Origin of the sequence: Rhodococcus sp. NKCM2511 (assembly GCF_014905595.1) — a bacterium.
Lineage (GTDB): Bacteria > Actinomycetota > Actinomycetes > Mycobacteriales > Mycobacteriaceae > Rhodococcoides > Rhodococcoides fascians.
Genome location: NZ_BNHJ02000001.1, coordinates 1,368,478 through 1,391,574 on the forward strand (window position 1 = coordinate 1,368,478; position 23,097 = coordinate 1,391,574).

Sequence of the window (23,097 nt, forward strand, 5' to 3'; positions counted from 1 at the left end):
CATTCGGCCGAACACCACCTATTCGATCCTGCTCCACCTGCCACCCCGGAGATGCCCGATGTCCACCACACCACCCTTTTCGTCGAACGCAGCACCCCAGTCAGGTTCCTCCGAACGATCCGGATTGCGTCCGGGCACGTTGGGCGTCGGGGCCATCATCTTCTTCGTCGTTGCCGCCGTGGCACCCATGGCCGCAGTCATCGGTGCCTCACCGGTCGTGTTCTCCGCCAACGGCGCAACGGCACCGCTGGTCTATCTACTCGCTGCTGCACTGTTCGTGATCTTCTCCTCCGGGTATGTCGCCATGAGTCGGCACGTACGCAACGCCGGCGGGTTCGTGGCCTACATCGCTCAGGGTCTGGGTGCCCGAATCGCCACCGCCGGGGCAGGATTGGCCATCTTGTTCTACGGGAGTCTGCAGGCGGCTCTGTGGTCGCAGTTCTCCGTATTCGCCAACGCATTGATTGCGGACAAACTCGGCATCGACATTCCGCCGTTGGTCATCGTCCTGGTCGTCCTTGCAGCAGTGACCACATTGACAGCCGTCGGGGTGGACCTCAGCCTCAAAGTTCTCGGCGTTCTGGTGGCCCTCGAGATCGCGGCGCTCCTCGTGCTCGACGTTGCCATCATCCTCGGTGGCGGCGGGCCGGCCGGTAATTCTCTGGCCGCGTTCGATCCATCCGACCTGGTCGGCCCGGGTCTCGGCGTGGCGTTCCTGTTCGCCTTCGCGTGCTTCACCGGATTCGAGGCAACGGTGGTGTTCTCGGAGGAGGCCAAGAACCCACGTCGCACCATTCCCCGCGCCGTCTACGGATCCATCGCCTTCATCGGTCTGTTCTACGCCCTGACCGTGTGGGCGATCGGCAATTCGGTCGGATCGGATTCGGTTCAGGCTGCAGCCACCGATGACCCTGCCGGACTCGTGTTCGCAGTGGCGGAGACCGAGGTCGGGTCCTGGCTCGCGACCTCCCTCGAGGTTCTCGTCGTCACGAGTTTCGTCGCCATGCTCATCGGGTTTCAGAACATGTTCGCTCGCTATCTCTATGCACTGAGCAGAGCAGGCGTTCTGCCCGCTCGACTGGGTACCGTCACCTCCAGGTCGGGTACACCTGCCACCGCCGCTCTCTGCGTAGGTGTACTCATCGCTGTCGTCGTCGCCGGTTTCGGACTCGCCGGCGCAGATCCCATCACCGTCACCTTCAGCTGGCTTCTCTCGCTGGGCACCGTGGCGCTGATCGTGATCCTGATCCTCACATCCGTGTCCATCATCGCGTTCTTCGCACGGAACACGTTGGAGACCAACCCGTGGACGACGAAGATCGCGCCTGGGCTCTCGATCGCCGGATTCGGATCCGTGGCCTACATTGCGGTCACCAACTACGACGTCCTGCTCGGTGGCCAGGGCGGAGTTGCTCAGTGGCTGCTCCTTTTGATTCCCGCGGCGTCGGTCGCCGGGTTCGCTTGGGCCACAATGCGTCCCGCCATCAACTACGAGGCCGAATTGGTCTGAATTCCATCGATCCGGACGCCACCGCTTCGCCTCGCGGATCGGTCGGCGTTCGCCGCATTCGAGGGTATGACACCGCACAGCGTGCCCGAGGCCGCACCAGCGATGCTCTCCGAATCACCGTTGCTTCGACCACATCTCGGATCGCAAGCTGGGTACGGTGAGGAGCGCGAGTTCGAGCCGACAGAAAGGGGCACACCGCACATGGCCGTCGAGCAGAGAGTTCACGAGTCCCGGTACGGTACCGGCCGCGACGCCCTGCTGGACGCGACCGTTCGAGCGGTCGCCGAAGACGGGCTTCGTCGCCTCACCTACAGGCGGGTTGCCTCGGAGGCCGGTGTCGGTCACACACTGGTGGCACACCACTTCGGATCGATCGACACTCTCGTCGAGGAGGCGCTGCACCGTTCTTACGTTCGCAGTGTCGCCACCATCACCACCCGGCCCGGTAGCGGCGATCTGAACGCGCTGTTCGCAGGGCTGTCCACATTTGCGGACGACGATGCGATCGATCAGGCGTTTCAATTCGAGTTGATGCTCGAGTCACGCCGTCGTCCGAAGCTGAGGCCCCACATCCGGCGCGTACGTGACGCGTACGTCGATGCCATCGGCGCGGAACTGACGCTGGCAGGAATCGACCCCGATCCAGCTCTGAGCCACCTCGTCTACTCGGCTGCAGAGGGCCTGATACTCGAGCAGATCACCGGTGACGACCGACAGGCGACGGACAGCGCGTTGATCCACCTTCGTCGATTACTCGTACCCCGCCGGGCCCGCGAGCGGTAGCCGGACCGAATGTGCCGCCCTATTCGGCCGCGGAGGCATGCGTAGCCGGAGGTATGGTCGCGACCAATCGATCGATCACCGAACGGACGACCTCCGGAGCTGGGGCGTGCGTCAGCAATCCCTCCACGACGAACGTCCCGATGCGCAGCATCGCATCGGCTTCGGACCCGGACAGTCCAGCCTTCTCGATATCGGAAACGAACAACGATTCCGCGAAGTGGTGGAAACCGTTGTGCCAGTGCTCGATTGCTGCCGACTTGGCAACTCGGTCGTGCACCGTCGATACCAGAGGGCCTACCCTCTGAAGTTGCTCCACGAGCCAGACCAAACGGTCGGCCAGGGATCGATCCGCGACGGTCGCATAATCTGCCGCATCCTCGGCCGCGATAGCGGTCAGCACTGCGACCAGGATGTCGTCCTTGTCGTCGAAGTACCAGTACACGGTGTTCGGGGTGATCCCGACAGCTTTCGCCAGACGGCTGATCGATGCGCGCTCGAAACCGTCGGATACGAACATCTCGCGGGCAGCGGCGACGATGTCGTCGCGCTTGCTCTCCCTGTCGTGCAGTCCGCGATTCTTGGGCATGTCCCGGAGTTTATCTTGAATGCCATTCAAGACACTGCTACCGTTCTTGATGACCGTTCAAGAGATGGAGACGTGGCAGATGTCGAACACCGGACGCACAGCCCTGATCACCGGCGCATCCGCAGGCATCGGCGCGGCCTTCGCACGTCACCTCGCCGCCGAGGGACACAACCTCGTTCTGGTAGCCCGTCGCGAGGATCGGTTGACTGCACTGGCAGACGAGCTCACCACGCGCCACAGCGTGCGGTGCGACGTGGTGGCCGCCGACCTGGCCGATCGCGACGCTCCCCGCGCGATCATGGAGCGCACGCGAGCCCTGGGTGTCGACATCGACATACTCGTCAACAATGCTGGAATGTCGGGGAATTCGAAGTTCGCCGACGCTTCATTCGAGTCGCTGGCCGCGGAGATCCAGGTGATGATCACGGCGGTGACCGAACTTGCTCACCTCACTGTTCCTGGCATGAAAGAGCGAGGATACGGGCGCATCGTCAACCTCTCGTCGCTGGCGGCCCTGCTTCCCCCCGCGGCCAGTTTGCTGTACACCGGCATCAAGTCCTACGTACTCGACATGTCGCAGTCACTCGACATGGAGCTGCGTCCCCACGGCATTCACGTCACCGCGCTCTGCCCGGGCTTCACGCACAGCGAGTTCCACGACGTCATGGGGACCAGGGAGGCGGCCACGTCCAAACTCCCCTCGATCCTGTGGCAGAACCCCGAGGACGTCGTTCGCGAGGGATGGCGCGCGGTCGAGAACGGCACTCCGGTGTGCGTGCCCGGGTTGGTCAACAAAGCGACTGCTGTTGCAGCCAAACCGATTCCGACACGTATCGGGTACTACCTCGGCAGGACACTCAATCCCTTCAAGTAACGAGTTTCGATCCATACAGTCTTTGCTGAACAGAGGAACAATCGCATGATCACCGACGACCACACCGGTTTCACCCGTACCGAGACGTCATTCCACTCGAACGGAGTTCGTTGCGCTGCTACGGTTTTCCGGCCACGCAGCCCGGCCTCCAACCGTCTGCCGGTGATTGTCATGGCCCACGGGTTCGGCAGTCCCCGAGCCATGCGCCTGTACGCCTACGCGGAGCGTTTCGTCGCGGCCGGTTACGTGGTGTGCGTCTTCGACTACCGGTTCTTCGGGGACAGCGAGGGCGAACCGCGCCAGCTGTTGGACGTGAACGAACAGCTTATCGACTGGCGAAACGCCGTCGACTTCGCTCGCTCATTGGACGGAGTCGACGACAATCGGGTCGTCGGCTGGGGGACGTCGTTCGCCGGTGGCCACGTACTGACGTTGGCGGGCAACGGGGTTCGATTCTCAGCCGTCATCGCCCAGGTACCCCACATCGACGGCATTGCTGCCGTTCGCGCAACCGGATTGCGACAGGCTGTGCGGCTGGCTCCGGCCGCTATGTCCGACGGTGTGCGCGCTGTCCTCGGCCGATCGCCGCGCTACGTCGACAGCGTCGGACTACCCGGCCAACGAGCCGTGATGGTCTCGCCCGACGCGATGAAGGGGCGTGACCGTCTCGTCCTCGAGTCCGGACTGTCCGACGGCGACTACCCCGAAACCGTCGCTGCACGAATCCTTCTGAAGATCTGGCGCTACTCCCCCGGGAGAACGATGTCACGTATCGACTGCCCCACTTTGGTGCAGATTGCGTCCGAAGACACAGTGACCCCGGCGTCCGTCGCACAACGCGCCGCGGCAAAAGTCCGCGGTGCGACGGTTCGAACCTACGTAGGCGGTCATTTCGACCCGTACGTGGAGCCGCTGTTCTCCTCGGTGATCGGAGATCAGCTGACCTTCCTCGCCGATACTGTGCCCGTGCAACTCCGGGCTGTCCCCTCCGCCTGACCGCACGTTCGGCGCACCCCACAGTTCTCGGATTGGATCACCATGCCCGACGGCGCGAGCAGCTCCGAACTCTGGCTGTTGCGAACATATTTCGGTGAGGACGACGACGCAATCTGGACGTCCTTGACAGAGTCGGCGCGCAGCACACGATCTGCCGTCCCGGGTGCCGAGCTGGTCGTGTCGTCGGACCGAACACAGTGCCAGCAGCGTATTCGACGGGTCGTCGCGCGACTGGCGACGCGCGCCGAGGCGAACGACGGACTGTATGTCGCGCTTGCCGACAAGCAGACGTTCGCGCGCCCGGATCGAACGCTGCTCACCATCGACTGTTCGGCGGTTCCGCGCAACGCCGAACGCATACCCTCGACTCGAATGACTCCGGACGGTGCCTTCAGGTTGGGCATCGACGGGCATGCACCGAAGATCGAACCGGCCCGGTTGTCGAAACCGAAACAGGCGACTACGTTTCACCACTCCGAGCCCCTCGCCGCCGACCTCGCCGACCGTGTCGGGGAGGCAGTCCGAGCCAGTCTACGCTGGCGATCGGACATGACACGAGACGGTTTCGGTGGGTAGACATCGGGACTCACCGGCAAGACGTGCGCCCACCGAGCGACCGGCCGGCATGCGGGCGAACGACGAGACACCCGACCCGCTGCTGCGGACGGGGGTTGTCGTTCAGACTCTGCTGTTCGGGCTGCTCGGCATCGGCACCACGTTCACGCAGGACGGCCCCACCGAAGGACTCGGCACCGTACTGACCTACGCCGTGTGCATCAGCACGATTCCCGTCGCCCGGATCATGAGCAAAGCCGAATTCGGGATGGACTGGTGGTCTCGCCGCGCACCCGTCAACAACTGGTTCGTCGTGTATTGCGAACTCGGTGTCACCGTGGTGACGGCAACCTACGCTGATCCTCTTGCAGCGCTTCAGGGTGCGATGCTTCTCGCACTGGTCGGTGCGTACGCCGCGCACTTCGCTCGACCGAAAGTGATCTGGTTCCACGTCGGGTGGAGCACGGTGTACGTGCTCGTACTCGGAGCATCAGCATTGGCGACAACCCCTACCGACACCGTATCGGTCGTCCTACGAGTCGTGGTGGCCATCACGGTGATCAACGGCGCTGTCACGCTGCTGTCGGCGTTCTCACGAGCAGTACTGCACTCCTCTCGGGTTCATCTGTCCGACGCGATGACCGACCCACTGACCGGAGTGCTCAACCGGCGAGGCCTGGAAGCCAGAGCAGTCGGTGCCGGCAACGACCCCGTTCGCCCGGCCTTGTTGCTGATCGACATCGACCACTTCAAAGCCGTCAACGACCACCACGGCCACTCCGCGGGCGATGTCGCGTTGAGGCTGACGGCGATGCGATTGACCATGAGCGCCGGCCGACACGCGACGGTCTCACGACTGGGCGGCGACGAATTCGTCGTCCTCGTACCGGATCCGACACCGACGCTCGGCGAATTCGCCGAGCGCCTTCGACAGGCCGTCCATAACGTCGCAGACGACATACCGATCACCGTCAGCGTCGGTGCCGCACTGCCACAGGTGGATCCACGCTCCACCCGCACCGTGTTCGACCGAACACTCGCCGCCGCCGACGAGGCTTTGTATCGCGCGAAAAGCAACGGCCGCAATTGCGTCGCTCTTGCGCGTCCGCCCGGCGATATCGTTCACTGACGACGGCGTGCGGCGATCTGGTTTTTCCGGGTTTCGCGACGACGAAGGCGGGAACTCGGTTGTATGCCGCCCAACTCGCTCTGGCTCGACCGACCCGACCGCACGCCCTACCGCGCGATCGATTTCACCCAGAAGTACGACACCGTGGTCATCGGGGCCGGACTCACAGGTTTGGTCACCGCCCTGCTGTTCGCACGAGCCGGAGAACGCGTCGCGGTGCTCGAAGCCCGCACGATCGGTGCCGTCGCGACGGGAAACACGACAGCCAAGATCAGTGTTCTGCAGGGCACGAAGCTGTCGTCGATAGCGTCGAAACATTCGCAACAGCAGGTGCGACGTTACGTGCAGGGCAACACTGCTGGGCAGCAATGGCTGCTCGACTACTGCGCGGAGCGGGGGATAGCGGTCCAACGTGAGACGGCGTACACGTACGCCACGACCAGCTCCGGTCTCACCGCCGTTCGCGATGAATTGCGCGTCGCTCTCGGTGCCGGACTGAACGCCTCCTACGGCACCGACACCGAACTTCCCTTCGACGTCGCCGGTGCCGTGTCTGTTCCGGACCAAGCTCAATTCGATCCGATGGACGCCCTCATTGCCTTGGCCCAGGACGCCTCGAGCGCGGGTGCGGACATCACCGAGGGCACCCGAGCACTCGGTGTGAGACGAAGGCTTCGTCACGTCGACGTCAAGACGGATCAGGGTCCACTCCGCGGGTCGCGGGTCGTCTTGGCTACTGGCACACCCATTCTCGATCGTGGTGCATTCTTCGCTCGAATGGAACCGATGCGGTCGTATGCCGCCGCGTACGAGATCGACGGCGACGTTCCACGCGGAATGTACCTCTCGGCCGACTCCCCCAGCCGATCGATCCGGTATGCGCCCACCCCGGCCGGCGATCTACTCCTCATCGGTGGAAACGATCACGTCGTCGGGCGCGAGTCTTCTCCGCAGGTCCAGGTGAACGACCTCGACGAATGGACCGCAGAGAACTTCCCCGGGGCCCGACGACGATACAGATGGTCCGCGCAGGACTACGGGTCGATCGACGCGCTGCCGTACGCCGGACCACTGCTGCCCGGCGACGATCGCATCTGGGTCGCCACCGGGTACGACAAATGGGGAATGACGAACGCCGCGGCGTCCGCGCTCGTTCTTGCACAGCGGGCGTTCGGCGGTCGAACCGACTGGGCCGGCGCGTACGACAGCTGGAATCTGCGCCAACTCACCGGCATCGTCGACGCGATCCGTATCAATGCCAACGTGGGACTGAACATGACGAAAGGATGGGCGAAACCGATCACAGGGGGCACGAAACCCCCACCGGTCGAGAGCCAGGGCCACGTCGAGCCCGGCATCGCACCGAAGGCTGTCTGCACCGTCGACGGCGTCACCCACCGCGTGTCTGCGGTGTGCCCACACCTCGGCGGCATCGTGGCGTGGAACGATGCCGAGAAGTCCTGGGACTGCCCGCTGCACGGTTCGCGATTCGCTGCCGACGGCTCCGTGTTGGAGGGTCCCGTCACGTCGGGTCTGAATCCGTTGTCCTGACCCTTACATGTGTCGACAGGCGGCGTCTCGCTACCGCACTATCGGCATGACCTGACGCACCTTCGGATCCCGTAGGTACAGCGCACCCCATGCAAGAATCCCGACGTAGACCGCGAACAGGACCGTGCTGAAGAGCGGCTTGTCGACCCGCCAGTTGGTGAGAACGGCACCACCGAGATAGCCGGTCAGGAGAACGGCACCCAGAAATGCGGTGCGCGGCACCAAGTACAGCACCAAGCACACCAGTAGCACGACGCCGATGACGGGCGTCATCTCTTCGCGCAGCCCCAATTCCACCGTCGCGTCTTTCACCTGCTGCACATTCAGCAGTTTGCCGACGATATCGAAGATCAGAAACAGCGCCAGCAGGCCGGTGAGGACCCAGCCGACGCGTGCAGCGGTACGTGACGTGGTTGCAGGAGTGGTCGTCGTGGTCATGATGTTCTCCGATGTTCGAGATGCACGATGTCGCCGGTATCGACTGCCGTCGGTACGGAAACTCACCGCGGCCCCGGATTCGGTGTCGATCGAGCCACCGTCGCGAGTCCACTCGAACCCGGTGACAGTAAAGTCGAAGAATGTCAGTGCGAGCAGGTGTTGTGGTCACGGGAACCGAGGTTCTTTCGGGTCGGGTGTCCGACAGGAACGGCCCATGGGTCGCCCAACGTCTCTTGGAACTGGGCGTCGACGTCGCCCACATCACCGTGTGCGGGGACAGGCCCGATGATCTCACCGCACAACTTCGTTTCCTCGCCGATCAGCGTATGGACCTCATCGTCACCACTGGCGGGTTGGGGCCGACCGCCGACGATCTCACGGTCGCGACCGTTGCCGCGCTGTACGGTCGAGAACTTCGGCTCGACGTCGAACTCGAGGAGCGCATCAACACAATCGTTCAGCGTTGGCGGAGTCGCCTGAGTTCCTCGCCCGATTCGGAGCCCCTTCTCGCGGGCATCCGCAAACAAGCCATGATTCCGGAAGGCGCGCAGTCCATTTCGCCGACCGGCACTGCTCCCGGCGTCGCGATACCAGCGAGCGACTCCGGGATGCTGCCTGCGGTTCTGATTCTGCCGGGCCCACCGCGCGAACTACAGGCCATGTGGCCCGAAGCTGTCCAGACAGCGCCGGTCTCGCGAGTGTTGGCCAGGAGTGCCGCGGTTCGCCAGGACACCATCCGCGCGTACGGTCTGTCGGAGGCCGACCTCGCGGCGACCTTACGAACAGCGGAGCGCGAGGTAGCGGGATTCGGCGACCTCGAGATCACCACCTGCCTGCGTCTCGGTGAACTCGAAATGGTGACGCGCTATCCAGAATCAGCGGCGGCCGCATACGCCGACGTCGCAGCACTCATCGATAAACACTATGGAGCACAGGTCTTTTCGACCGACGGATCCACTATCGACGACATCGTGGCGAGTCGCTTGACGGGCCGTCGCATCGCAACGGCAGAATCGTGCACGGGCGGCATGATTGCCGCGCGTCTCACCGACCGTGCCGGGTCGTCGGCATATGTCATCGGCGCGGTGGTGTCGTACGCAAACGAAGCCAAGACCGAACTTCTCGGTGTTCCAGCCGAGGTCATCGACCAGCACGGAGCCGTGAGCGAACCGGTGGCTGCACTGATGGCGGAGGGCGCGCTGAACCGGGTGAGCGTCGACATCGCTGTCTCGACCAGTGGCATCGCAGGCCCCGGCGGTGGCACCGAACTCAAGCCCGTCGGCACCGTATGCTTCGCGATTGCCGTCCGCGATCAGCCGACCGTCACCCGGACACTTCGACTGCCCGGTGACAGGGCAAGTGTGCGTTCGCTTTCCACCACCGCAGCGATGCACATGCTCGCCGACGCCCTGGAGCCGACGATCTGATTCTTGTGGTCAACGACCGACTATGGACTCCTCGATCGTTTTCGCCACCAGTGCCGCATCGTCGATCATCGGCACATGGCCGACGTTTGCCAGCGTGACGAAACGCGCCCCGGGTAGCCGCTGACGGGCCGCAGGGACGAAATGTTCGGGCGGGAAGATGCGGTCTCCACTCGACCATGCCACAGTGACGGGGCATGGCATTTCGGTGAACGGTGCCACGCTCTCGCGGGTGTTCAACAGGTCGTGAGCCGCATCGCATCCGACGAGGTCTTCGAATGATGCGGCAGCCTGCTGGTGCGTCATCTGCTTGCCGCGCAACGCAATATCACGCATGGCGAGCTGGCGAACGAACCCGAACCGCATCAGCGGCGGCATCAGTGAGCTGGTGGCGTCGGCCAGCTTCTTGGTCCGGATCAACGTCGCCCGACTCTTACCGGGATCGGCGTCGGGCTCCCAGAAACCGGCGGGCGAGAGCGCGCACACCGACCGGGCCCGGCCTCTGCGAGCGAGCTCGATACCCATCCACCCTCCCATCGAATTGCCCGCGATGTGCACGGTGTCGAGACCACGATCATCGAGCAGCTGCTCTGTCACATCGGTCAGAGCACCGATGCTCGCGTGATCGAGACGATGTCCACCGCGATGACCCGCTGCGGTCGGGACGACGAGGTCGTAGTTCCTCTCGAGCAACGGTGCGACGGTGTCCCACGCTCGAGCCGACATCGTCACTCCGTGCAGCAACAGAAGTGGAGGTTTGGTGCTCATCGATTGCTCTCGTTTCGTCGACGGTGACATGCCCCGACGCGCCACCACTCGAAACTCGGTTGCCGCGCAGCTCGAGACGCTACACGCCGCACCGTTTTGTTCGCTCGACCCCGACCTACTCGTGACCGGCGACGGTGGCTACGTTCGGCCATGTGACCGGGCAGTGCCCGGCGACCAAGCGAGCCCCCTCGGCTGCCGCCAGGTCGATCAGCCGATCGTGCGACAGACGTACCAGCGGAGCATCTTCCGGCACTGCATGGGTTCCGACCAGACGGTTCTCATCGATGCCGGCCTGCAGATCGATGGCATCCATCGTGAAGATCCACGTTCCTGACTTCGCCATCCGAACCCGATACGACATGTGCCCCGGGGTGTGTCCCGGCGTCGAGATCGCGTCGATACCCGGGGCGAGCTCTGCGTCACCATCGAGGATGCGCCACTTGATGTTCGGGTTCGAGTAGTCCTCGCGCAAGTAGGCGTCGGCCCGCCCGGCCGTGTCCATTGCGAATTCGAGTTCGCGCCGTTGCACGAATACTTCGACACCTGCGTCGGCGAGATGCCGAAGTCCTCCCGAGTGGTCCAGATGCAAATGAGAGATCGACGCGAAAGCGAGGTCGGCGGGCGTCAGTCCATGAACTGCAAGGGCATCGATCAACGGATCCCCGTCGGTGGGGAAGGTGGGAGGAGCGCACGGCGCGTAGGAATCGTCGGGATCGGGACCGCGGAACCGTCGCGCATCGGTTCCGGTGTCGAGCAGGACCCAGCCGATGGTCGTCTTGACGAGGATGGCGCACACCGGCTCGACGAGAACGCGGTCGGAGCCACCCTCGATCGAAATGTGTTCGGGGATCTCGTCGAAGGCCAAGGTCAGACAGAACATGCGTTCACAGGTAGGTGTAGTCATCGGGCACCGTGCTCACATGATCTTCGCAGGGCCATTGTTGGGTCCAGCCTCATGGCATCCATTGAATTCCTACCTGCTAAGTGGAACGTTCGACCAAGTTTTGTCCGACCCTACACGTAGTAGAGGGCTTCACGTGAGCATCACGCTATGCGTTTGTGAGACGAACGTCCAACTTGCGGAGCCGTCACATGGAAAGCGCTCGATAGACGGACTCGGGGTGTTGAAGCAACGCCCACTGCCCCTCCTCCTCGGCGAGCGCGCTCGCGGACTCCCATACCTGGTCCGTGACGGTGTGACCGAGAACTGCGACATAGCTGTCCCGGGTCAGAATCGGAGACGTCGAGGTTCCGAAACCCTCGGCGAATCCAGTCAATCCACCGTTGTTGACCCACACATGGAACGGAGCGCCGCGGGGAACGACCGCGACGACGTCGCTCAGTATGTCTGCTGCCAGTCGATCGCAGGCTTCGACCGTCGCCGGTTGATCCTCGGTCGCAAGCTGGGGCATGATTTCGACGGCGTAGCCGGACTCGGTACCGATCCACGGCACCTGCGTGAATACGGTGACGTCTACCGGTTCGAGCTCGCTGGGCTCTTTGCCGCACACCCGCCTTCCGATCGAGTACTTGGTGGCCTCGGCGATCGCGATGAATGCCGCGTCCGAGAGGGCCTTCGTCATTCGAGTGATCTCAACACGTGCCACAGTCGGCACCTTTCATGTCGGGGTCACCGGCCGAGGTGCCGGCGACAGATGTAGAGGATGACTTCGAGCGCGGTATTCGCTCGAACTCTCAGGTTCTGCTGTGCCTCAACCTTTGTCGAGCGACTGCACCAGTCGCCTCAGCACTTCTCTGATAGTTCGAGCATCCGCGGGCCGGAGCTCGTTCGGCAGGTGATCGACCTCGAGACCGGCGAGCACCGCCAGGATCAGACGAGCATCCGTCCTCGGGCTCGTGAAATCCATGTTCTTCAGAACGGTCTGCAACTGGATGTTCAGCGTTGCCTGCCAGGCTGCGGATGCACGCGCCAACGCGGGACGCCGCACACCCTCGACGGTGAATTCGTATTCGGCCAGAAGCCGAAAACGCTTGTGCGTCAGACCATCGATAACGAGATCGGCCAACCGATCGGCCAGATCGTCTGTGGATGGGTGCTCGCCGATGCGAGCGATCGCCGAGGTGACCCGCGCCGTTTCGCGCTGAATGTGACGGTCGAACGCTGCCTGAATCAGGTCGTCTTTTCCCGCGAAGTAGTAGCCCACGGCGCCGAGCGGTATCCCCGCTCGAGCAGCAACCACTCGCATCGACAGGCCTGCGATCCCCATCTCACTGACCACCTCGAGAGCTGCGTCCACGATCGCGTTCTTCTTGGCGACGCCGCGGCGACTCGGCGGCATCTTGCTCAGGGCATCGGGCAGATCCGCAGAACCGTTCCCGCCGTGTTCGGTGATCGCTACCCTCCCACTGTGGACGCGTTCGTCGCGCCGGACAACCACGCACCGACGTTGTCGCCGAGCTCGGACACAGAATAGCCGCCCTCGAGAATCGCGAGCACTGGTACGCCGACATCAGCGATCGCACGACCCATCTCGCGATAATCGGCACGATCGAGCGCGGCATCCCCACCCGGATCCCCGCGAAAGGTGTCGAAGCCGAGGGACACGACGATGAGGTCGGGAGTAAACTTCGAGATCGCCGACAGCGCGCCGTCCAAGAGGGCGAGGTACGCGGGACCCTCGATCGCTTCCGCGAAGGGAAGATTGAGCGTGCTTCCGCGTCCGTGACCGGATCCCGCTTCTCCCGCATATCCGGTGAAGTACGGATAGCTACGGTCCGGGTGACCGTGCAGCGAGGCGTACAGCACGTCTGCCCGATCGTAGAAAATCGATTGTGTCCCGTTGCCGTGATGAAAATCGACATCGAGGATGGCGACCCTGTCGGCACCGCTGTCTCGCAACGACTGCGCGGAGATCGCGGCATTGTTGAGGTAGCTCCCACCTCCGAACGCATCCGCCGACACGTGATGGCCCGGAGGCCGGCACAATGCCAAGGCCAGAGGAGCGCCGTCGGCGACTCGTCTCATGGCGGTTAGTGCAGTACTCACCGACCCGATCGCAGCGTCGTAGGTACCCGGCCCGATACCGGTGATGGTGTCGAAGCAGTACTGTCCGAAAGCACCTGCGTCCTGGGGCTTCTTCGCGGCAACGGTCGGAGCATGCAGACCTGGGTGGATGAACGTGTCTGCGAACACCAGCTCGACGCCGTCGTCCGGCACATCGGCCGCCGACCATGCTTGCCCGAGAAAGTCGACGAGTGCCGTGTCGTGTACGCCTCGAATGCTCTCAAGGACAGCACTATCGACGTCCGGTCCGATCAACTCGACATTCGGTTCACCTGCGAGAGCATGGTGGATCGCGTCCATTCGTGCGACGGTGTCGAACGCCGGAATCGGTCGCCCGCACTGCACCTCGACGGGCGGGGCATGGCCCCGGTGTTCCGGACTGGTCACGACGGGGATCGGACGGGCGGAAGTTGACGTCATCGAGTCTCCGAAGATGTAGGGATTCAGCGGCTTACGGTGGTCGGCTGGACAGATCGCTTGCGCGCGAGCACGAGGTAGACGCCTGCGGTGACGGCCAGCCCGGGTATCCAGGACACGTCGGCACCCCCGAGCGCCGTGCTGAACGCCCCGGTGAACCATGCACTGGTCATGAACGGGATCCCGGTGGCAACGCCGGCGAAGTATGCGATCAGGACCTTGAGGTTCAGCCCGTAGTAGGTCCAATTGACGGGGTCGTGCCAATACGGACCTGCCTTCGCATACATGGCGGACACGTTGTACGCGCCGTGCTGGACCACGTAGTAGTCGACCAGGTTGACCGCACCCCACGGAGTGAGCAGCAGCAACAGAACGGACAGGAACGCCTGGAGGTTCTGCGCGTAACTCTGATACGCGATGGTGGCGGCGGCCGTCCCGAGGACGAAAGTTGGCATCATCATCAGAACCCGTGTGCGGAGCGAAGCAGGTACGCGAACGAAGGTGGACAGACCGGTGACGAGGTTGAGCATCCCGCCGTAGATGTTGAGGACATTGGTGACGGCAAGGCCCGCAGCAGTTGCCGCGAGAACGACCGAACCGAGTAGGCCGCCTCCGAGCGCCGCGTCGGCACTCTGGAAGATGTCTCCGAACCCGAACTTCGCGGTCAGCAGCAAGCCGAGGGCGCACACCCCCGTCGCGGAAAGGAACACACCCGCGGCGGTCCACCCGAAGATGGCCGGTCCCGAGGTGTCTTCCGGCAGATAACGGGAGTAGTCCGACACGAAGGGTGCGTATGTCAGAGCGAATGTGACCGCGACACCGGTGCCGGTGAGGAAGGCACCCCACGACACGTCCTGTGACGTGGTCACCGGAGCCCCATCGCGGAGGAAGGCAGCCACGATCACCGTCAGAAGTATCGCGGTCAGGGGAATCTGCGCCCATCGGCACACCGCATGGATGGCGTGATAGCCGACGACCGCGATCAGCAGACTTGCCACTGCCACGATCGTCATGGCAACCGGCAGAGCTATGCCGGTTGCGGCCGTCAATGCTTGCCCGCCGATTATGGTGACCGATGCAGTCAATCCCGCGTACATCAAGAAGGCCGCGATCACCGGTATGAGAGCACCGTTGTAACCGAACTGTCCGCGACTCTGAATCAATTGTGGGATACCGAGTCTCGCCCCTTGCACGGAGTGCAGGGCCATCAGCGCCGTCCCGATCACGTTGCCGACCAGAGTCGCAACCAGCGCCACCCAGAAGTTGGGAACGATCGTCAAGATGACCAGGCCGAATACGGCATTGCCCACATTGAGGTTAGCCGAGAACCACACTGCGAACAGGTCTCGCGCAGTTCCTATGCGTTCGGTGGTGGGCACCGGGTCGATGTGATGCGTTTCGAGTGCTGAAGCTATGTCGGCCGACTGCGTCATTCGTTGTTCCGATCCTTGGTTGAGGCGAAGTTGCCCAGTGAAGGGGACCTCGGATGCACTGTGTCGGGGTATCTTTCGACGGCTGTATCAGTTCACTGCAGGTGTGGTGACGCCTCGCTCTTCGGCAATGGAGTTTCCGCCGTCGACGACGAGAACCTGGCCGGTGATGTACGACGCCGATGCCGAGGCGAGGAATGATACGAGCGCTGCCACCTCGTCCGGTCGACCGGAACGTCCGAGGGGGCTGGCAGCACCCATCGTGTTCTCGTGCTCGGTTGCCGATCCCGTCGCAATCCAGCCCGGGGCAACGATATTGGCGGTGATGCCGCGGTGAGCGTTGTCGATCGCGATCGACCGCGTCAAGCCCACCAATGCCGCCTTGGCAGCATGATACGAGGCGTCTCCCCCGTAGGCCATCACCGAACCCGAGACCGAACCGACGTTCACGATTCGACCGAACTGCTGTTCCACCATGGGTGCGAGCGCAGCGCGGGTGACGAAGAAGTTCGTGTCGAGGTTGCGTGAGATTGCGGCGTGCCATTGGTCGTCCGAGGTGAGTTCGGCCGGAGTCTGCTCTTCGCTACCCGTGGTCGCGGTCATGCCCGCGTTGTTCACCAGCACGTCGACTCGACCGAAGTGTTCGATTGCCTCGTCCACCAGGCGTTTCGCCGTGGATGAGTCGGTGAGATCGCCGATGAAACCGATCGCCTGCGCACCGGTAGCGGTCAACTCTGCGACGCGGGTGTCGATTCGCGACGACGTCGCCGCGATCACGAGCGAATGCGTCGACGCCAACGCTCGGGCGCAGGCGAAGCCGATGCCGTCGGGGCCACCTGCACCCGTCACCACGGCAACGGGCCTTGCAACATCGACCGGAGTGAACACCATCAGCTACTACCTCCAAAGTTGAACGATCGACCAAGATTAGCCCAGAAGAACAGCCGAATGTGCTTTTCGGCAATAAAATTGCTGTCCATTGAAGTTCTCTGATGTTTGCGTTCTTGGTCGACCGTTTCACATTGCGGGACTCGCGTGGCGCGAGTAGTGGACGACGGACCCGGATCCGTCCGACCGAGGATCCGAGGTCGCGGTCATCGACCCGTCATCGCCCACGACTACGACGTTCGACTGACCCATAGCTTCGGTAAAGGCCGGAACATGTCGAACGTTCAGGCCGCTTCGTTCGAGTGATGCGCATGCCGGCGCGGACAATCCTGGTTCGACCGAAACGGATTCGTCTGTGTTGCCGTCGAATTGGACTCCGACGATTGCCCGCGGTGCAGCCACGGCGATGTCGGGGCCGACGCCGCTCAGTATTCGAAGCAGCAACTGAGCGATGATCTGCGGCTGACCCTGACCACCCATCGTCGAAAGGATGTGACGGACAGAACTACCCTGTGTGGTCATTGTCGGCATCAGCGTGTGGGCCGGGCGTTTTCGAGGTCCGATGACATTGGGAGAAGATTCGTCGAGGGAAAAGCTGGTGCCTCGGTTCTGGAACAGGACACCGGTTTCCGGATCGATGATTCCCGACCCGAAACCGCCGTAGACGCTCTGAATGAGGGACACCGCGTATCCGTCGCTGTCGGCGGTGGATATGCCGACCGTGTCACCGTGCGGCACCGGTGCCGTGCGCTCGGACACCGCTCCCAGTGCGGAGGTTGCCAACAGGTCCGCGTGCACCAGCTCACCCACGTCCACGATGCTCCGGCGTGGATCGGCGAGGTACTTCGACCGTAGGCCGTTGGCGTGATGGAAGATTCGCATCACGGCACCGAGATCGTCGCCCAAAGGGTCGTTCGAACCGAGTTCGTCGAGTGCGCGCAACGCGCGGAGAAGAACGAAACCGTGGGTGTTCGGCGGACTCGTCGACACGGTCAATCCACGAAATGTCACCGAGACCGGTTCGGTCACCTCCGGGGCGAATTCGACGAAATCGTCCTCGTCGAGGCTGGAACCCCGACTGCGTAGGAATGCAACGGTGCGGCGGGCGAGAGTGCCCTCGTAGAAACTCTCCGGTCCCTCGCTTCTCAAGATGCGGAACGTTTCTGCGAGTGCGGGTTGCGCGAACGACTCTCCGGCGTGAAGGGGCTGTCCACCCGGTCGGAAGACCCGATCGAAATCCGGCATACCGAACAGGTCTGCATGTTCGGGGTCGACGATGTGGTCTGCCAGCGAGGCCGACACCGGGACACCGCGTTCGGCGGCTTCCTCCGCATCGTGCAGCAACCGTTCCCACGGTAGGCGACCGCCCAGCCTGCGCATGCGCTCCCAGCCGCCCACTCCCCCGGGCACGGTTATCGTCTCGACACCGCGGAACGGTAGGTGCCCGCTGCTGTGCCGAGATCGCAGCGCGTGTGCGTCGGTCGTCGACGGTGCCCACCCGGACGCATTGACACACCGGATGACACCGTCCGGACTACGCACCAAGGCGATGAGATCGCCTCCCAGCGCTACGTTCTGCGGGTACACGACCGTCAGGGTCGCGGCAGCGGCGATGGCCGCGTCGACGGCGCTGCCGCCATCGCGGTAGACCCGCTGAGCAGCATCGGTCGCCGATGTGTGAGGTGTGGCTACTGCTCCGGTGAAACGTCTGGTGGCAGTCGATTCCGACACGGCCTTGATACTCCTTGGTCTCGAGTTGATTGGTGACGACGAGGCCCGTTCAGTCGATGGTCGACAGAAACGACCTCGTGCGCTCGTGAACCGGATCGGAGAAGAGCTTCTCGGGCGGTGCGTCCTCGATGATCCGACCGGCGTCCATGACGACGATGCGGTCGGCGACATCACGGGCAAAGCGCATTTCGTGCGTGACGATGACCATGGTCATGTTCTCTTGCGCGAGTTCGCGCATCACCGCCAGCACTTCCCCGACCATCTCGACGTCGAGTGCACTCGTGGGTTCGTCGAACAGCATCACCTTGGGCCGCATGGCGAGTGCACGCGCAATGGCCACGCGTTGCTGCTGGCCGCCGGACAGCTGGCTGGGACGCGATTCGGCCTTGTCTGCCAGCCCCACCCGTTCCAGGAGCGCAGCCGCCTCACGAACCGCCGTCTGCTTGGGAGTTCCGAGAACACGCACCGGGGCGTTCCAGATGTTCTCGGCGGCGGTCATGTGCGGAAACAAATTGAAATGCTGAAAGACGAAACCGATTTCGCGGCGTCGACGAGCGAGCTCGGTGGTCCCGACCTTCTTCCTGGAGGTCAGGTCCCGGTGGCCGATGGACGCGCCGTCGATGAGTATTTCGCCTTCGTCGATCTGCTCGAGGTGATTCAACGACCTCAGCAGCGTCGTCTTTCCTGCGCCGGACGGCCCGATCAACACCACGACCTGACCACGCAGAACATCGAGCGAAACCTCATCGAGCACTCGGCGGCCACCGAGCGTGCAGCATGCGTTGCGGACCCGAACGATGGGCTCGGCATCCTCGGTCTTGACTGTCATGTCGCTCTCCTCGACTGCTGTCGTCATTCGTGGGCAGGTTGAGAGGCGGCTACCGAGCGCCGCGCCCCCAACAGGCGTTGGGTGATTCGTACCGGCTGTTCGATGCCCACCTGACGGGCCAGCCGGTTCTCGATGGCCGACTGAATGACCGTCCAGACCGTGGTAAGTGCCAGATAGTAGATAGCAACCACGATGAAGATCTCGAACGTGTGAAACGTTGCAGAGCTTATGGATTGGGTGACCTGAAACATCTCGCTCACCCCGATGACGCTCAGTATCGACGTGGTTTTCATCATTCCGTTGAAGGAATTGCCCAAGGGCGGAACCATGACCCGCAGCGATTGCGGCACAATGATCCACCGCATGAGCTTGCCCGGTCGCATTCCGAGGGAAGCGGCAGCCTCGAACTGCCCCTTGGGAACAGCATCGAGTCCGGCGCGAACGATCTCCGCGATGTAGGCGCTCTCGTTGATCATCAATCCGAGGATCGCAGCTTGCACGGCCGCCTTCACCGAAAGCCCCAGTAGCGACACATCATCGAACTGATAGAGACCGACGGCCGCGAAGCCTGTGTAGATCAGCACCAGCTGAACCAGCAACGGAGTTCCACGGATGGCCCAGATGTAGACGCCTGCAACCCAGCGCACCGCAGCGATACGAGATCGTCGCATGAGGGCAATCGCCAGCCCGGTGATGATGGCCAATATCATTGCCACCACGGAGATCGCGATGGTCAATACGAGTCCGTCGAGGAAGCGATCGGTCGGAGTGAACAAGCTCTGCCAAAAGAATTGCCAATCGAACTGCATGTCGTCGACCGCCGCTATTCCTGGATGCTCAGGTCGCCCTGGCCCCATTGGTCGATGATGCTCTTGTATGTACCGTCGGCCTCGAGCGCACTCAACGACTCTGCGATGGCATCGTGCAGTTCGTCATTCCCTTTCAGCGTTGCAGCACCGATCTTGATGGTGCCGAACGGTTTTCCTGCGGTCTGTATCTGTGCCCCGGTCTTGGTCTCGTAGTAGCCGAGTGTCTCGGCGGCGTCCATGTAGGCGTCCATCTGCCCGTTCAGCACCTGCTGAATCGATACGTCCGGCTTGTTGTTGCGGTTGATGTCCACCGAGGGCTTGCCTTCGGTCACGCACGTGTCGGACTGCTCCTGCGCCAGTGCCTCGGCGGTGGTTCCGACGGCAACCATGACTTTCTTGCCGCACAGACTGTCGTCCAGACCTGTCACGTCGGCGGGGTCCTTCTCGCTGACCGCAATTCCGGTACCGGAGTACAGATACGGCACGAAATCGACGATCGCTTCGCGCTCGGGTTTGATGTAGAGCGCGGCCATGATCACGTCACACTGTTTTGCCTGCAGTGTCGGAATCAGGGCGGGGAATCCGGCCTGCACGAACTGGGTCTTCAATCCCATCTGCGCCGCAAGGGCTTTGGCCAGATCGACTTCGCTGCCGACCAACTCGCCGCCCTCGTCGAAGTAGACGCTGGGCGGGGCGCCGTCGTTTGCGGCGCACACCTTCAAGGTGCCGGCTTCCTGCAGGGCGGGCGGAGCCACCTTCGGTGGGCCCGAGGGGGCATTCGCCTCTGCCGAATCCGACGACGAACAGCCTGTGGCCAGCAGGGCAACGACACCGGCGCCGACGAAAAATGCGGTCTTGAACACGGTTCTTCCTCCAGATCGGGCGGGAACGAGAACTCTTGCCACCTGTCGTCTATCACTCGATAGGTGGTGACTATCAAACGATAGGCCGACTCTGTGTCAACCGGGTTACGAATTGTGTCGATTGCGCGAAATCGGTCGGCTAACGATGCAGAAACGGCGGGCTGGTGCGGTCAGCCGACCGTTGCGCCCTCGAGGTCATCCAGCCGACGACGCGTCGTTTCACGTACCGCGGACAGCGCGGCCGGGTCCACCAGTACTGCGCGCAACACGAAATCGCCCGCCTGCAGCGGACGCGCGTGGCGGACGGGCCCATTGGGCCCCCCTTGCTCGCGCACCGTCTCGAACAGCACTCCGTTCACCGCTCGCTGCACGAAACTCGGCTCCACATCGACGAATTCACCAGTTTTCTGTCCGCCGATGATCAGCTGCTCCATCAACTCGTGGAACAGAGCTATGCCCTGGCGCTCGGCTTCGAACTCCGGTTGCGTCAGAACAGCATCTTGATACAGGCCGCGCGAGTCGAAAGTTTGCAACAGCGACACCCGCACGTCCCCGGCTACTGTCAGGTGCAGCTTCTCCGCCCACGAGCTGTCCTCTGCCAACCGGCACTGCAAGCGGTGGATCGCAGCCCCGAGGTCCATCTCCACCAGTGCCCGAAAGACTGCGTGCTTGGCCTCGAAATGATGAAAGAGCGACGGCTGGCGAATGTGCACCGCCTCGGCGATGTCACGCGTGGAAGTACCGAAGTAACCGCGCTGCGCGAACAACGAAGCCGCCGCCAACAGGATTTTTCCACGCGTGGACGACCAATCCACCGAGCTGGGCTGCCAGTCGCCTCCGTACGTCACGCGGTTCACCTTTGCCTCGAACACCGCGCACGTCAAACCCGCGCGTTCGATTGCGACTTCGGAGCAGCCGAGCCTCAGCGGAGACGAGCGCTGGGCGCGGGACTCACACCCGATCGTCGTCCTGCGCGTCGAGCAACAACAGGTGGGTAGCACCGCGCGAGCGGAGATACCCGAAGTAGTAGGCGTAGCCGGCTGCGACGATGCCGAGTGCGATACCCAGACTCAACCACTGCTCCGGATCCATCACACCGATGACCACGATGCCGACGATCACAATCAGCGCGACCAGTGCAGGCAACGGCCACAACGGCATTCGGAACAACTCCGGATGCTCCACGCCACGCTGTCGACGAACGACGAGAGCCGACAGTGCGATGAAGGCGAAGCCGACGACAACTGTGGATCCCGTCGCGTTGACCAGCAGGGTCATCGGCATGAGGCAGCAGGCACCCGAGATCACACCCATCACGATCGTTGCCACCCGCGGCATGCTGACGGAGCCGGAGACACGCGAGAGGGGCGTGGCCAACACAGCAGGCAGTGCCTGATCACGGGCAGCGGCGAACAACAACCGACCGGCCTGCAGCCCGAGAGCAATATTGGCGTTGAGGATGGCCAAAGCCATTGTCAGCAATACGAATACGGCTACCGCATGACCTGCACGTTGCTCGAGGAACTCCTGGACCGGCAGATCGGAACCGACGAGGCCCTCGATCGAGTCCGCTCCCAGCATCACCGACACGAGAGGGACCAGCTCGACCACCACGGTGATCAAGGCGGAATACAACACCGCCCGTGCCACGTTTCGACGCGGGTTCTTGGTCTCCTCAGCGAAATACACCGCGCCGCCGTATCCGAACTGCGACAGCACTCCCTGAGTGACGACGAGTACAAGCCCGGCGATCCCGATGGGGGCAAGAGCCCCGCTCGAGTCCAGCGCCTGCGGGTTCAGCAGATCGGTGATCGGGCGTTCGATGTGTACCAATCCCAGTGCGGTGAGCAATACCAACGATGCCATCTCGACGAACAGAAACGACCCGGTCACCCACGCGTTGGTACGAATGTTCAAGCAGGCCACCACTGTTGCGATGAGGGTGACGACCAGGGCTGTGACGAGTGGGTCGACGCCGGAGATCGCGACTCCGAGGTAGTCGGCAACACCGAGGGCGAAGATCGCCTGCGCCAGAGGAAGACCGACGAGCCCCAGGAAGAAGACTGCAACCCCGGATGCGGGTCCGAGCGTTCGACTGACCATCGCGTAGTCACCACCGGCGACGGGGTGCCGCGAACCGAGCTCGGCGTAACACAGCGCTATGAGCAAGCTGATGATGCCGCCGATCAGGAAGCCCCAGAACACCCCGGTGCCGTAGGCCGTCAATGCCGCTCCGCCGAGGATGAACACGCTCGCTGCAGGTGAGATCGACGAGAGGGTGAGCATGACGTTGCCGCTGACGCCCAGCGAACGCGCCAGTTCCCTGTCGTAGGTGCCAGAAACGCCGAGCGGCGGACCGGAGCGTGCATCGGCGGCAACCGGAGAATTGGGGATTTCGGGCATGACACGGCCTGCTTCCTGGAGTGTGAAGCCGAGATATTCTTTGACTCAAGTGTCAAAGAATTCTTAGGAGATTGGCACGCGCGCTCGG

At 63.0% G+C, this 23,097-nt stretch carries 23 protein-coding genes; 8 read left to right on the plus strand and 15 right to left on the minus strand.

The genetic code is table 11. The annotated features are described in order from the left end of the window. Window positions 1–58: 58 nt before the first annotated feature. Window positions 59–1,510 carry an APC family permease gene (locus tag JLZ96_RS06130; protein WP_032393245.1) on the plus strand — a complete coding sequence of 484 codons (1,452 nt, stop codon included), beginning with the start codon at window positions 59–61 and terminating at the stop codon, window positions 1,508–1,510. Window positions 1,511–1,711: 201 nt separating this feature from the next. Further along, window positions 1,712–2,293, plus strand: a complete 582-nt coding sequence (locus tag JLZ96_RS06135) for a TetR/AcrR family transcriptional regulator (protein ID WP_032393383.1) — start codon at window positions 1,712–1,714, stop codon at window positions 2,291–2,293. 19 nt (window positions 2,294–2,312) lie between these two features. Here the strand turns inward: JLZ96_RS06135 and JLZ96_RS06140 are convergent, their stop codons facing one another. Then, on the minus strand, window positions 2,313–2,879 hold the full coding sequence (locus JLZ96_RS06140) for a TetR/AcrR family transcriptional regulator (protein ID WP_052053757.1): 567 nt from the start codon (window positions 2,877–2,879) through the stop codon (window positions 2,313–2,315). Window positions 2,880–2,958: 79 nt separating this feature from the next. On the opposite strand from JLZ96_RS06140, the gene JLZ96_RS06145 reads away from it, so the two are divergent. The 5 genes from JLZ96_RS06145 to JLZ96_RS06165 all read left to right on the plus strand — a co-directional run bounded on the left by JLZ96_RS06145 (window position 2,959) and on the right by JLZ96_RS06165 (window position 7,984). Further along, entirely contained in the window at window positions 2,959–3,753 is a 795-nt protein-coding gene (locus tag JLZ96_RS06145; RefSeq protein ID WP_032393382.1) for an SDR family oxidoreductase, read from the plus strand. 45 nt (window positions 3,754–3,798) lie between these two features. Continuing rightward, window positions 3,799–4,749, plus strand: a complete 951-nt coding sequence (locus tag JLZ96_RS06150) for an alpha/beta hydrolase (protein WP_094693311.1) — start codon at window positions 3,799–3,801, stop codon at window positions 4,747–4,749. 42 nt (window positions 4,750–4,791) lie between these two features. Continuing rightward, entirely contained in the window at window positions 4,792–5,325 is a 534-nt protein-coding gene (locus tag JLZ96_RS06155) for a DUF6924 domain-containing protein (protein WP_094693309.1), read from the plus strand. A 49-nt stretch (window positions 5,326–5,374) separates the two neighbouring features. Further along, on the plus strand, window positions 5,375–6,433 hold the full coding sequence (locus JLZ96_RS06160) for a GGDEF domain-containing protein (RefSeq protein ID WP_094693307.1): 1,059 nt from the start codon (window positions 5,375–5,377) through the stop codon (window positions 6,431–6,433). A gap of 63 nt (window positions 6,434–6,496) precedes the next feature. Beyond that, window positions 6,497–7,984, plus strand: coding sequence for an FAD-dependent oxidoreductase (locus JLZ96_RS06165; RefSeq protein ID WP_094693305.1), 1,488 nt, complete (start codon window positions 6,497–6,499; stop codon window positions 7,982–7,984). A 30-nt stretch (window positions 7,985–8,014) separates the two neighbouring features. Here the strand turns inward: JLZ96_RS06165 and JLZ96_RS06170 are convergent, their stop codons facing one another. Next, entirely contained in the window at window positions 8,015–8,422 is a 408-nt protein-coding gene (locus tag JLZ96_RS06170; protein ID WP_201009658.1) for a DoxX family protein, read from the minus strand. A 140-nt stretch (window positions 8,423–8,562) separates the two neighbouring features. Between JLZ96_RS06170 and JLZ96_RS06175 the strand changes: the two genes are divergently transcribed. Continuing rightward, the gene (locus tag JLZ96_RS06175) at window positions 8,563–9,849 is read left to right on the plus strand and encodes a competence/damage-inducible protein A (protein WP_094693303.1); all 1,287 of its coding nucleotides are present in this window, start codon (window positions 8,563–8,565) and stop codon (window positions 9,847–9,849) included. A gap of 9 nt (window positions 9,850–9,858) precedes the next feature. Here JLZ96_RS06175 and JLZ96_RS06180 read toward each other — a convergent pair whose 3' ends face one another. The 13 genes from JLZ96_RS06180 to JLZ96_RS06240 form a co-directional block, all read right to left on the minus strand. Next, window positions 9,859–10,614, minus strand: coding sequence for an alpha/beta fold hydrolase (locus tag JLZ96_RS06180; RefSeq protein ID WP_201009659.1), 756 nt, complete (start codon window positions 10,612–10,614; stop codon window positions 9,859–9,861). A gap of 115 nt (window positions 10,615–10,729) precedes the next feature. Further along, complete coding sequence (locus JLZ96_RS06185) at window positions 10,730–11,518, minus strand: N-acyl homoserine lactonase family protein (RefSeq protein ID WP_082519267.1); 789 nt, start codon at window positions 11,516–11,518, stop codon at window positions 10,730–10,732. 184 nt (window positions 11,519–11,702) lie between these two features. Then, window positions 11,703–12,221: a hypothetical protein gene (locus JLZ96_RS06190; protein ID WP_143544763.1), complete on the minus strand. Its 519-nt coding sequence runs from the start codon at window positions 12,219–12,221 to the stop codon at window positions 11,703–11,705. A gap of 105 nt (window positions 12,222–12,326) precedes the next feature. Then, on the minus strand, window positions 12,327–13,013 hold the full coding sequence (locus JLZ96_RS06195; protein WP_201009660.1) for a TetR/AcrR family transcriptional regulator: 687 nt from the start codon (window positions 13,011–13,013) through the stop codon (window positions 12,327–12,329). Further along, entirely contained in the window at window positions 12,971–14,059 is a 1,089-nt protein-coding gene (locus JLZ96_RS06200) for a histone deacetylase family protein (RefSeq protein ID WP_179274123.1), read from the minus strand. Before JLZ96_RS06200 ends, JLZ96_RS06195 begins: the two co-directional genes overlap by 43 nt. A 23-nt stretch (window positions 14,060–14,082) precedes the next feature. Beyond that, entirely contained in the window at window positions 14,083–15,489 is a 1,407-nt protein-coding gene (locus JLZ96_RS06205; RefSeq protein ID WP_201009661.1) for a cytosine permease, read from the minus strand. Window positions 15,490–15,576: 87 nt separating this feature from the next. Beyond that, window positions 15,577–16,377 (minus strand): SDR family NAD(P)-dependent oxidoreductase, encoded by an 801-nt coding sequence (locus tag JLZ96_RS06210; RefSeq protein WP_094693293.1) that lies wholly within the window; start codon window positions 16,375–16,377, stop codon window positions 15,577–15,579. Between the two features lie 126 nt (window positions 16,378–16,503). After that, the gene (locus tag JLZ96_RS06215) at window positions 16,504–18,105 is read right to left on the minus strand and encodes a gamma-glutamyltransferase family protein (protein WP_094693291.1); all 1,602 of its coding nucleotides are present in this window, start codon (window positions 18,103–18,105) and stop codon (window positions 16,504–16,506) included. A gap of 49 nt (window positions 18,106–18,154) precedes the next feature. Further along, entirely contained in the window at window positions 18,155–18,934 is a 780-nt protein-coding gene (locus tag JLZ96_RS06220; RefSeq protein ID WP_094693397.1) for an amino acid ABC transporter ATP-binding protein, read from the minus strand. A gap of 23 nt (window positions 18,935–18,957) precedes the next feature. Further along, entirely contained in the window at window positions 18,958–19,743 is a 786-nt protein-coding gene (locus JLZ96_RS06225) for an amino acid ABC transporter permease (RefSeq protein ID WP_094693289.1), read from the minus strand. A 14-nt stretch (window positions 19,744–19,757) separates the two neighbouring features. After that, window positions 19,758–20,606: an ABC transporter substrate-binding protein gene (locus tag JLZ96_RS06230; protein WP_236253847.1), complete on the minus strand. Its 849-nt coding sequence runs from the start codon at window positions 20,604–20,606 to the stop codon at window positions 19,758–19,760. Window positions 20,607–20,776: 170 nt separating this feature from the next. Then, complete coding sequence (locus tag JLZ96_RS06235; protein ID WP_057473982.1) at window positions 20,777–21,454, minus strand: TetR/AcrR family transcriptional regulator; 678 nt, start codon at window positions 21,452–21,454, stop codon at window positions 20,777–20,779. Window positions 21,455–21,557: 103 nt separating this feature from the next. After that, on the minus strand, window positions 21,558–23,009 hold the full coding sequence (locus tag JLZ96_RS06240) for an APC family permease (protein ID WP_082519265.1): 1,452 nt from the start codon (window positions 23,007–23,009) through the stop codon (window positions 21,558–21,560). Window positions 23,010–23,097: the final 88 nt, after the last annotated feature.

Excerpts from the sequence above, each read along its gene's own strand:
- JLZ96_RS06130 (WP_032393245.1), top strand. The coding sequence starts at position 59 with ATGTCCACCACACCACCCTTTTCGTCGAACGCAGCACCCCAGTCAGGT.
- JLZ96_RS06135 (WP_032393383.1), top strand. The coding sequence starts at position 1,712 with ATGGCCGTCGAGCAGAGAGTTCACGAGTCCCGGTACGGTACCGGCCGC.
- JLZ96_RS06140 (WP_052053757.1), bottom strand. The coding sequence starts at position 2,879 with ATGCCCAAGAATCGCGGACTGCACGACAGGGAGAGCAAGCGCGACGAC.
- JLZ96_RS06145 (WP_032393382.1), top strand. The coding sequence starts at position 2,959 with ATGTCGAACACCGGACGCACAGCCCTGATCACCGGCGCATCCGCAGGC.
- JLZ96_RS06150 (WP_094693311.1), top strand. The coding sequence starts at position 3,799 with ATGATCACCGACGACCACACCGGTTTCACCCGTACCGAGACGTCATTC.
- JLZ96_RS06155 (WP_094693309.1), top strand. The coding sequence starts at position 4,792 with ATGCCCGACGGCGCGAGCAGCTCCGAACTCTGGCTGTTGCGAACATAT.
- JLZ96_RS06160 (WP_094693307.1), top strand. The coding sequence starts at position 5,375 with ATGCGGGCGAACGACGAGACACCCGACCCGCTGCTGCGGACGGGGGTT.
- JLZ96_RS06165 (WP_094693305.1), top strand. The coding sequence starts at position 6,497 with ATGCCGCCCAACTCGCTCTGGCTCGACCGACCCGACCGCACGCCCTAC.
- JLZ96_RS06170 (WP_201009658.1), bottom strand. The coding sequence starts at position 8,422 with ATGACCACGACGACCACTCCTGCAACCACGTCACGTACCGCTGCACGC.
- JLZ96_RS06175 (WP_094693303.1), top strand. The coding sequence starts at position 8,563 with ATGTCAGTGCGAGCAGGTGTTGTGGTCACGGGAACCGAGGTTCTTTCG.
- JLZ96_RS06180 (WP_201009659.1), bottom strand. The coding sequence starts at position 10,614 with ATGAGCACCAAACCTCCACTTCTGTTGCTGCACGGAGTGACGATGTCG.
- JLZ96_RS06185 (WP_082519267.1), bottom strand. The coding sequence starts at position 11,518 with ATGACTACACCTACCTGTGAACGCATGTTCTGTCTGACCTTGGCCTTC.
- JLZ96_RS06200 (WP_179274123.1), bottom strand. The coding sequence starts at position 14,059 with ATGACGTCAACTTCCGCCCGTCCGATCCCCGTCGTGACCAGTCCGGAA.
- JLZ96_RS06205 (WP_201009661.1), bottom strand. The coding sequence starts at position 15,489 with ATGACGCAGTCGGCCGACATAGCTTCAGCACTCGAAACGCATCACATC.
- JLZ96_RS06210 (WP_094693293.1), bottom strand. The coding sequence starts at position 16,377 with ATGGTGTTCACTCCGGTCGATGTTGCAAGGCCCGTTGCCGTGGTGACG.
- JLZ96_RS06220 (WP_094693397.1), bottom strand. The coding sequence starts at position 18,934 with ATGACAGTCAAGACCGAGGATGCCGAGCCCATCGTTCGGGTCCGCAAC.
- JLZ96_RS06225 (WP_094693289.1), bottom strand. The coding sequence starts at position 19,743 with ATGCAGTTCGATTGGCAATTCTTTTGGCAGAGCTTGTTCACTCCGACC.
- JLZ96_RS06240 (WP_082519265.1), bottom strand. The coding sequence starts at position 23,009 with ATGCCCGAAATCCCCAATTCTCCGGTTGCCGCCGATGCACGCTCCGGT.